7 protein-coding genes are annotated in these 8653 nt (G+C 72.2%); 3 read left to right on the forward strand and 4 right to left on the reverse strand.

Translation table 11 applies throughout. The features are described from left to right. Positions 1 to 134 precede the first annotated feature (134 nt). The 3 genes from D9753_RS11215 to D9753_RS11225 are packed head-to-tail and all read left to right on the forward strand — an operon-like array spanning position 135 to position 3816. Complete coding sequence (locus tag D9753_RS11215; protein WP_163010670.1) at positions 135 to 1412, forward strand: glycosyltransferase; 1278 nt, start codon at positions 135 to 137, stop codon at positions 1410 to 1412. Continuing rightward, positions 1409 to 2785: an NDP-hexose 2,3-dehydratase family protein gene (locus tag D9753_RS11220; RefSeq protein ID WP_240468107.1), complete on the forward strand. Its 1377-nt coding sequence runs from the start codon at positions 1409 to 1411 to the stop codon at positions 2783 to 2785. Before D9753_RS11215 ends, D9753_RS11220 begins: the two co-directional genes overlap by 4 nt. Beyond that, a complete protein-coding gene (locus D9753_RS11225) occupies positions 2782 to 3816 on the forward strand; it encodes a Gfo/Idh/MocA family protein (protein ID WP_121786886.1) in 1035 nt (344 codons plus the stop codon). The genes D9753_RS11220 and D9753_RS11225 overlap by 4 nt, the downstream gene beginning before the upstream one ends. 441 nt (positions 3817 to 4257) lie before the next feature. Here D9753_RS11225 and rfbB read toward each other — a convergent pair whose 3' ends face one another. From rfbB to D9753_RS11245, 4 genes are read right to left on the reverse strand one after another with little or no spacing between them, the layout of a single operon-like run. Next, positions 4258 to 5241, reverse strand: a complete 984-nt coding sequence (gene rfbB / locus D9753_RS11230) for a dTDP-glucose 4,6-dehydratase (RefSeq protein ID WP_121786887.1) — start codon at positions 5239 to 5241, stop codon at positions 4258 to 4260. Next, entirely contained in the window at positions 5238 to 6305 is a 1068-nt protein-coding gene (locus D9753_RS11235; protein ID WP_121791016.1) for a glucose-1-phosphate thymidylyltransferase, read from the reverse strand. Before D9753_RS11235 ends, rfbB begins: the two co-directional genes overlap by 4 nt. Continuing rightward, a complete protein-coding gene (locus D9753_RS11240; protein WP_121786888.1) occupies positions 6302 to 7189 on the reverse strand; it encodes a 2OG-Fe(II) oxygenase family protein in 888 nt (295 codons plus the stop codon). The genes D9753_RS11235 and D9753_RS11240 overlap by 4 nt, the downstream gene beginning before the upstream one ends. Before the next feature lie 21 nt (positions 7190 to 7210). Beyond that, on the reverse strand, positions 7211 to 8428 hold the full coding sequence (locus tag D9753_RS11245) for a DegT/DnrJ/EryC1/StrS family aminotransferase (RefSeq protein WP_240468108.1): 1218 nt from the start codon (positions 8426 to 8428) through the stop codon (positions 7211 to 7213). Between the last annotated feature and the right edge of the window lie 225 nt (positions 8429 to 8653).

Genomic DNA, 8653 nt, shown 5'->3' on the forward strand with positions numbered 1-8653 from the left:
GGAAGTACCTGCGGCACGTTAGGGCCTGGAGTTACCGGGTGACTCTAGGGAATCTGGACGGGACAAATGCCCCTTGCGGCCGGTGCGACGGAATGGAAACAGTTGGCCTTCCGACGCGCACGGGAGGCGTAACGTTGAAAGTCCTGGTCTACTGCTACGGAAACAGGGGCGACGTCCAGCCGTATCTGGCACTGGCCTACGCACTGCGCCGCGCGGGACATGAGGCCGTGCTCGCGGCGCCTCGCCTGTTCGCGCCGCTCGCCGACCAGTACGGCGTGCCGTTCGCCCCGCTGGACGACGCCGCCGTGACCGTGCGCTCCCGGGCGGACATCCGCCGCCTCCAGGCGCACAGCGACCGTCCGACCCCGGAGGTCGAGGAACAGCGTCGGGCGGTCCGCCGGCAGATGGTTCCGCACTACGCGGCCGTACTCCGCGACCTGTGGGAGGCGGCGGCCTGCGGCCCCGACGTGATCGTCCACTCGCACGCGTTCCGTGAGGTGCTTCCGCAGATCGCCGAGCGGCTGAAGGTTCCGCACGTCCTCGGCTCCCTCTATCCCAACTTCGTGGTCTCCCGCGACTATCCGGCGTTCGGCATGCTGTCGGACGTGTTCTCCGGCAAGGAGGACACGAGCCGGACGGACGTGCGGACGTATCTGCCGCCCGCCGTCATCGACGTGGTGGACCAGTGGCGCGCGGACACCCTCGGACTTCCGCCGCGGGAGGGCTACCTCGACTTCCGGTTCTCCGCCCACGGCGCGCCCGCACCCGTTCTGCACTGCTTCAGCCCGCACGTCCTCGCCCCGGGCTCCGACTGGCCCGACTCGGTGCACACCGACGGCTTCTGGCACCTTCCGCCGCCACCGGGCTGGCAGCCGCCGGACCGGTTGCTGCGCTTCCTGGAGGACGGCGAGAAGCCCGTTCTCATCGGCTTCGGCAGCGCTCTCGGTACCGACCCCGAGGGGACCACCGCCCTGGTGCTGGACGCCGTGCGGGAGAGCGGCCTGCGGGCGGTGATCGTGGCCGGCTGGGGCGGCCTCGACGTCGACGGCGCCCCGGACGGCGTCCTGGCGCTGGACGAGGTTCCCTACGGATGGCTGCTGCCACGGGTGCGTGTGGCCGTCAACTCCGGCTCGCTGGGCGCGCACAACGCCGCCCTGACGGCTGGAGTCCCCCAGGTCGTCTGCCCGTTCGAGGTGAACCAACTGATGTGGGGCGAGCATCTGCACCGCCTGGGAGTGGCACCCGCCCCGTTGCGGCAACGCGAGCTGACCTCGTCAGCCCTGGCCCGGGCGATCACGACGGCGGCCACGGACCCGGCCGTCGCCACGGCCGCCGCCGAGCTGGGCGAACGCCTGCGTGCCGAGGACGGGGCCGCCTCCGCGGTGCGGTTCCTGGAGAGGATCCAGCCGTGACGGGGGCCGCCACGGCGAACCGGACCTCGCCCACCGACATGGAGGCCCGGCTGGCCCTGTCGGCACGGTGTACCGACGGGGTCACCAGCACCGCCGCCTTCTTCGACTGGCTTGCCGAGCGGCGGCTGCGCCATGCGCAGCGGACCGAGCGAATACCCTTCGACGCGCTCGACCAGTGGGGGTTCGACCCGGACACCGGGGACCTGGGCCACACCACCGGGCGGTTCTTCTCGGTGCAGGGACTGCGGGTCCGCTCCGACTTCGGCGCGGTCCCGGAATGGTCCCAGCCGATCATCAGCCAGCCGGAGGTCGGCATCCTCGGCATCGCCGTGCGGGAGATCGACGGCGTGCTGCACTTCCTGATGCAGGCCAAGTCGGAGCCGGGGAACGTCAACGGCGTCCAGCTCTCTCCCACCGTCCAGGCGACGCGCAGCAACTACACACGGGTCCACGGCGGTTCGCCGGTGCCGTACCTGGACGCCTTCCGCACGCCCGAGCCCGGGCGGGTGCTGGCGGACGTGCTGCAGTCCGAGCAGGGCTCCTGGTTCCTGCGCAAGCGCAACCGCAACATGGTGGTCGAGGTCGGGCCCGAGCTGCGGGCCGGCGACGACTTCTGCTGGCTGACGCTGGGACAGCTCAACGCCCTGCTGCGGTGCGAGGACCTGGTCAACATGGACGCGCGGACCGTGCTGTCGTGCCTGCCCGACTGGGACCGCGTCGACGGGCCCGGAAGCGCCGAGCACACCGGACAGGAGATCCGCTGCTGGCTGACCGACCGCCGGGTCGTGCACGAGGTCGTCACCGAGCGGCTGCCGCTGCGTGCGGTCCCCGGCTGGCACCGCACGGCCGACGCCATCACGCACGACGAGGGCCGGTTCTTCAGCATCGTCGCGGTCCGCGTGGGCTCGCGCAGCCGGGAGGTGCCGTCCTGGACCCAGCCGCTGCTCCGGCCGCACGGCCAGGGTATCGCCGCACTGCTCGTCAAGCGCGTCGGCGGCGTCCTCCACGCGCTGATGCACGCACGCGTCGAACCGGGATTCGTCGACACGGTGGAGCTGGGTCCGACCGTGCAGTGCACGCCCGGGAACCACGCCCACCTGGCCGCCGCCGACCAGCCGCCCCTGCTGGATCTGGTGCGTGGCACCGACCGGGCGAGCCTGCTGTTCGACACCGTGCTGTCGGAGGAGGGCGGCAGGTTCGACCACGCGCGGTGCCGGTACATGATCATCTCGGTGGACGGCCGGGACCCGGTCGAGGAGAGCGCCGGAATGCGCTGGCTGAGCCTGAGCGAGCTGGAGGACCTGCTGAAGTCCAGCGGCCAGCTCAACGTTCAGGCCAGGACGCTCGTGGCCGCCCTCAGGGCGGTGCGGTGACCCACGACCACGGCACCCCGCCGGTACGCGTGGGAGTCCTCGGAGCCGCATCCATCGCCTGGCGGCGGGTCGTGCCCGCGATGACGGCCTGTCCGGACGTCGATGTCGTCGCCGTGGCCTCCAGGGACCCGCGGCGGGCGCGCCGGTTCGCCGACCGCTTCGGCTGTGCGGCCGTCACCGGGTACGAGGCACTGCTGGAACGCACGGACATCGAGGCGGTGTACGTTCCGCTGCCCGCGGCACTGCACCACACGTGGGCGGCCCGCGCGCTGGCGGCCGGCCGGCACGTGCTGATCGAGAAACCCATGGCCACGACGGCCGAGGAGGCCCGGGAACTGACCGCGCTCGCCGAGAGCCGCGGCCTGGTGCTGCGGGAGAACTTCATGTTCCTCCACCACCCGCGCCACCGGGCCGTCACCGAGCTGCTGCGGGACGGACGGATCGGCCGCCTCCGCATGCTGCACGCGTCGTTCTGCGTCCCCCCGCTCCCCCCCGACGACATCCGGTACACACTCGGGCTGGGGGGTGGCGCGCTGCTGGACACGGGCGTCTACCCGCTGCGGACCGCGGTGCACTTCCTGGGGCGGGGGCTGCGGGTGACCGGCGCCACCCTGCGGACCCGGCCGCGCGACGGACTGGACCTCTCCGGGCAGGTCCTGCTGGCCGCCGACTCGGGCGTCCTCGCCTCGCTGGACTTCGGTTTCGAGCACGGCTACGGGGCGCGGTACGCGTTGTGGGGCGACCGGGCGCGTCTGACCGCGGACCAGACCGTCAGCCCGCCGGCCGAGCTGCGGACGCAGCTACGGATCGAGGAACAGGACCGGGAGGAACGGCTCCTGCTGCCGCCCGCCGACCAGTTCCTGGCCTGCGTCACGGAATTCGCCGCGGCGATCCGCGGACCGGTCGCCTCCCGCGGTACCGGCCGGGACCCGTGGCACGCGGACGCCGTGGCCACACTGGAGCTGGTGGACGCGGTCCGGGAACGGGCCGTGCGGGTGCCGTGCGAGGGGGACGGTCCGCAGAACGCGTGACCCGGAGCGCTCCCCGGACGCCGAGGGGCCCGCGTGCGCGGGCCCCTCGCCACGGGTGCCGGGTCCCCCGACGCGGCGCGGCGTGGTGAGCCCGGGACCGGGCCGGTTGTCCACGTCGCGTCGTACGGCCTCCCACCGGCGACAGGCCGGGGAACCCGCCCGGACGTCGACGGCCACGTCGGGCGCCGGGCCCGCAGGCGCTGTCACTCGTGGAAGGCGCCGCGGGCGTCCGGGACGGGCAGCAGCCGGGCGGCGGTCGGACGGCAGGCGTCGGCCGGGTGGCCGGGGCCGGGGCCGTTCACGAGGAGGGCTTCCGGCTCCCGTTCCTCCCGGCGTCGGCGGCGGGCCGGTGGGCGGCGCCGGTGCGTCGGTGCCGTCGAGCCCGGTCCTGCCGACGGCGATCACCTCCTCGCCGTCCCGCCGCGACCGTCCACGGCGCGGTCACAGGGCCGCCCGTGACAGCAGGGGCTCCCACCAGTCGCGGTTGCCGCGGTACCACCGGACGGTCTCCGCGAGACCGGTGGCGAAGTCCTTGCGGGGCCGGTAGCCCAGCTCATCGCGGATCCGGCTCCAGTCGACCGAATAGCGCCGGTCGTGGCCCTTGCGGTCCTCGACGTACTCGACCCGGTCCCAGCCGGCGCCGCAGGCCTCCAGCAGCAGCCCTGTGAGCTCCTTGTTGGTCAGCTCGGTACCGCCCCCGATGTTGTAGACCCGGCCGGGCCGGCCACCGGTGCGCACCAGCTCGACGCCCCGGACGTGGTCGTCGATGTGCAGCCAGTCCCGTACGTGCTCACCGTCGCCGAACAACGGCACCCTGCCGCCGTCCAGGAGCATGGTGACGAAGCGCGGGACGAGCTTCTCCGGGAAGTGGTGGTGGCCGTAGTTGTTGGAGCAGCGCGTGACCCGGACGTCCAGGCCGTGCGTGTGGTGGTACGACAGGGCGACCAGGTCGCTGGAGGCCTTCGACGCCGCGTACGGGGAGTTGGGCAGCAGCGGCGCGGTCTCCGGCGTGGAGCCCGTCGGCACCGAGCCGTACACCTCGTCGGTCGAGATGTGCACGAAGGTGCCCAGACCCGTGCGCAGGGCCGCGTCGAGCAGGGTCTGGGTGCCGAGCGCGTTGGTGCGGAGGAACGCCTCCGCGCCCAGGATCGAGCGGTCCACGTGGGACTCGGCCGCGAAGTGCACCACCTGGTCGCTGCGGGCCGTCAGCGTCTCCACGAGCGCGGCGTCGCAGATGTCGCCGTGCACGAAGGCGAACCGGGGGTCTGCCCTGACCGGGTCGAGGTTCGCCGGGTTCCCGGCGTAGGTCAGGGCGTCCAGCACGGTGATGTGGACGTCGCCCGGGCCCTCGGGGCCGAGCAGCGTCCGTACGTAGTGGGAGCCGATGAAGCCGGCTCCACCGGTCACGAGGATCCTGGTCGTCATCGGGATATCTGCACCTTGCTGTGGTCGCCGAGGATGAGCCGGTGTGCGGCGGGGGCCCGGGGTGCCGGGGTGACTTCCACGTTACGGCCGATCAGGGACGCCTCGACGCGGCGTACGCCGGTGATGGAGGAGCCGGACAGCACGATGGAGAACTCGATCTCGCTGTCCTCGATGCGGCACCGCTCGGAGATCGACGTGAAGGGCCCCACGTAGGAGCCGCTGACCTCCACTCCGGAGGCGATGACCACCGGGCCGACGATCCGCGAGCGGCGGACCGTCGCCCCGTCGGCGATCCGCACCCGGCCGACGATCTCGGTGGCGTCGTCGACGTCGCCGGCGATCATGGGCTCGATGGACTCGAGGACGGTGCGGTTGACCTCCAGCATGTCGCGGACGTTGCCGGTGTCCTTCCAGTAGCCGGAGATCGTGGTGGAGCGTACGTCGCGCTGCCGGTCGATCAGCCACTGGACGGCGTCGGTGATCTCCAGTTCCCCGCGGCCGGACGGAGTGATGGCCGCGACCGCTTCGTGGATCACCGGGGTGAACAGGTAGACACCGACCAGGGCGAGATCGCTCCGGGGCTTGGCGGGCTTCTCCTCGAGGCCCACCACCCGCCCGCACTCGTCGAGTTCGGCGACGCCGAAGGCGGTGGGGTCGGACACCCGGGTGAGCAGGATCTGCGCGTCGGGGCGCCCGGCGCGGAACTCGTCCACGAGTCCGGTGATGCCGCCGACGATGAAGTTGTCGCCGAGGTACATCACGAAGTCGTCGTCGCCGAGGAAGTCCCGGGCGATGCGCACCGCGTGGGCGAGGCCCAGCGGCGCCTCCTGGGGGAGGTAGGTGATGCGCAGGCCGTCGAACCCTCCGCGGTCGACGGCCGTGCGGATCTCGTCCGCGGTGTCCCCGACGACCATGCCGACCTCTTTGATGCCGGCGTCCGCGATGGCCTCCAGCACGTAGAACAGGACGGGCTTGTTGGCGACGGGTACAAGCTGCTTGGCCGAGGTGTGGGTGATGGGCCGCAGCCGGCTGCCGGTGCCGCCCGCCAGGACCAGTGCTTTCATGTCCACGACACGACCGTGTCGCGGTCCACGAAGCCGAAGATGCCCGCCAGCGTCGTGCGGCGGCTCCCGGCGCTGGTGTTCGGCTCCACGGCGTGGATGTGGGCACCGTTGAAGACGTAGATGTCACCGGCGTTGATCTCGAGCCACTGGCACTCGATGCCGTCGAGGGTGTCCATGGGGTACGGGGAGCCGGTGTGCTCCAGGCCGAGGCGGCGCCTGCTGGCCTCGTCCGGCCGGATGTTCCACAGCGCCAGCCGGCCGCCGTCGCCGTTCTCCAGGCATATGTTGAGCGCGCAGACGTGGTGGTCGAGCACCCGCTGGATCTCGAAGTCCGCCTGCCTGGGGTCGGTGCACTGGGAACCGTCCTCGTGCGGGTCGAGGGTGTAGTCGCCTGCGCCGTGCCACGAGCGCAGCAGCCCGCGGCACGCCTGGCGCCCCCCGTGCTCGGCGCGGCGCACCGTGACGTCCTCCGGCGCGAGGGCCCCGGCGAGACCGTCGTAGAACCCGGTCAGCGGGTCCCGCGGAATGTCGAGCACCTTCTCCAGCGCCGGCGTGGTCCGCTCGGACTCGTCGAGGTACTCCTCGGTCGTCTTGTGGAAGTGGTAGGTGCCCAGGTAATAGCTGGGCGCGACGGCGGTCCGCCGCTCCCGGTCCCCGCTGTCCCAGAAGCGTGCGGACAGTTCCGTGCAGATCTCCGGCTCGACCACGCCGCGGAACACGGCGCCCGCGCTCCTGCCCCTGAGGACGTCGACGACGGCCTGCGGGTCGAAGGTCCGGTACTCCTTGAAGCGGAAGTAGCCGGGGTCGCCGCTGAAGCCGGTGAGCCGACGCCCGGTGGCCGGCTCGGTGCGGGCTTCGCCTGTGGCTGCGGTGGTGATGGCCATGTGGTCTCTCTCCCTTTGTTCTCAGTGCGCCGACGCTGTTTCGAGCACCTGTCGTACGAGCTCGCAGACGAGGTCCACGTCGTGCGGGGTGACGGCCGGCCCGGACGGCAGGACCAGGACGCGTTCGGCCAGTGCCTCGGTGCCGGGCAGCGGCAGCGGCGTGTGGAGGCCGGCCCGCTGCGCGTAGGGGCGCATGCGGTGGCAGCCCGGGTGGAAGTACTTCTGCGCGAAGACGTTCTCCTCGTGGAGCGCGGAGAGCAGCCGGTCGCGGTGGACTCCGGTGACGCCGGCGTCGATCTCGACGACGACGTACTGGTCGTTGCCGCGCTCCCCCGGGCCGGGGCCGCGCAGCCTGACGCCGGGGACACCCAGCAGTCCGGCCCTGTAGTGCTCGTACCGCAGGGCGTTCGCCGCGGTGATCTCGTCGATGTGCTCCAGGGCGGTCAGACCCATGGCCGCGGAGATCTCGTTCATCTTGGCGTTGGTCCCGAAGGTGAGGACCTCCCGGCCGGGCCCGAACCCGAAGTTGCGCATCCGGCCGACGCGTTCGGCGAGTTCGGGGTCGTTCGTGAGGACGGCGCCGCCTTCGAACGCGTTGATGAACTTGGTCGCGTGGAAGCTGAGGATCTCGCCGTCGCCGAAGCCGCCGACCGCGCGGCCGTCCAGCTCGCAGCCCAGGGCGTGCGCACCGTCGTAGAGCAGGGCCAGCCCGTGCTCGTCGGCGATCGCCCTCAGCTCGTCCACGCGGCAGATCCGGCCCCACAGGTGAACGCCGACGATGCCGCTGGTGCGCTCGGTGATCAGCTCGCGCACATGGGCGGGGTCCAGGGTGCCGGTGTGCGGGTCGATGTCGGCGAAGACCGGGGTCAGGCCCTGCCACTGGAGGGCGTGCGCGGTGGCGACGTAGGTGAACGACGGCACGATCACCTCGCCGGTCAGTCCGCGGGCCCGGGCCAGGACCTCCAGCGCGGAGGTGCCGTTGCTGGTGGCCAGCACGTGCGCGGCACCGGTGAGCCGGGTGAGCCGGTCCTCGAACTCGCGCACCAGTGGGCCGTTGTTGGTCAGCCAGCCCCGGTCGAGGGCCTGCGAGATGCGCTGGAACAGACGGCCGCGGTCCGGGATGTTGGGTGAGCCGACCTGTAGCGGCCGGTCGAAGGCGGGGCGTTCGCCGCGGCGGGCCGTGGTGGGCCGCTCCTGGGCGACCGGGTTCGCGATGCCGTCATGCGTGGTCAGCGGCACAGCGTGCTCCTGTCTGCTCGTGGGGGACCCGTTCCGGAACCCGGGCGGCGGTGCGGGCGGTGCCGGGATCGGTGACGGCGGTCCTGATGGGCTTCGGCGAGGGCGTCGGTGGTGAGGCCGCCCCGCGGAAGGGGTGCGGGGCCGGCACCGAGGTGGTGCGGACGCCCCGCCCACACCGGCTGGTCCTGCTCGGACGAAGGGCTCGGAGCGACAGCTTGGGCGATC

Origin of the sequence: Streptomyces dangxiongensis (assembly GCF_003675325.1) — a bacterium.
Taxonomy (GTDB): domain Bacteria; phylum Actinomycetota; class Actinomycetes; order Streptomycetales; family Streptomycetaceae; genus Streptomyces; species Streptomyces dangxiongensis.

Coding starts and splice junctions, on each gene's coding strand:
- D9753_RS11240 (WP_121786888.1), bottom strand. CDS start 7,189: ATGGCCATCACCACCGCAGCCACAGGCGAAGCCCGCACCGAGCCGGCC.
- D9753_RS11235 (WP_121791016.1), bottom strand. CDS start 6,305: ATGAAAGCACTGGTCCTGGCGGGCGGCACCGGCAGCCGGCTGCGGCCC.
- rfbB (WP_121786887.1), bottom strand. CDS start 5,241: ATGACGACCAGGATCCTCGTGACCGGTGGAGCCGGCTTCATCGGCTCC.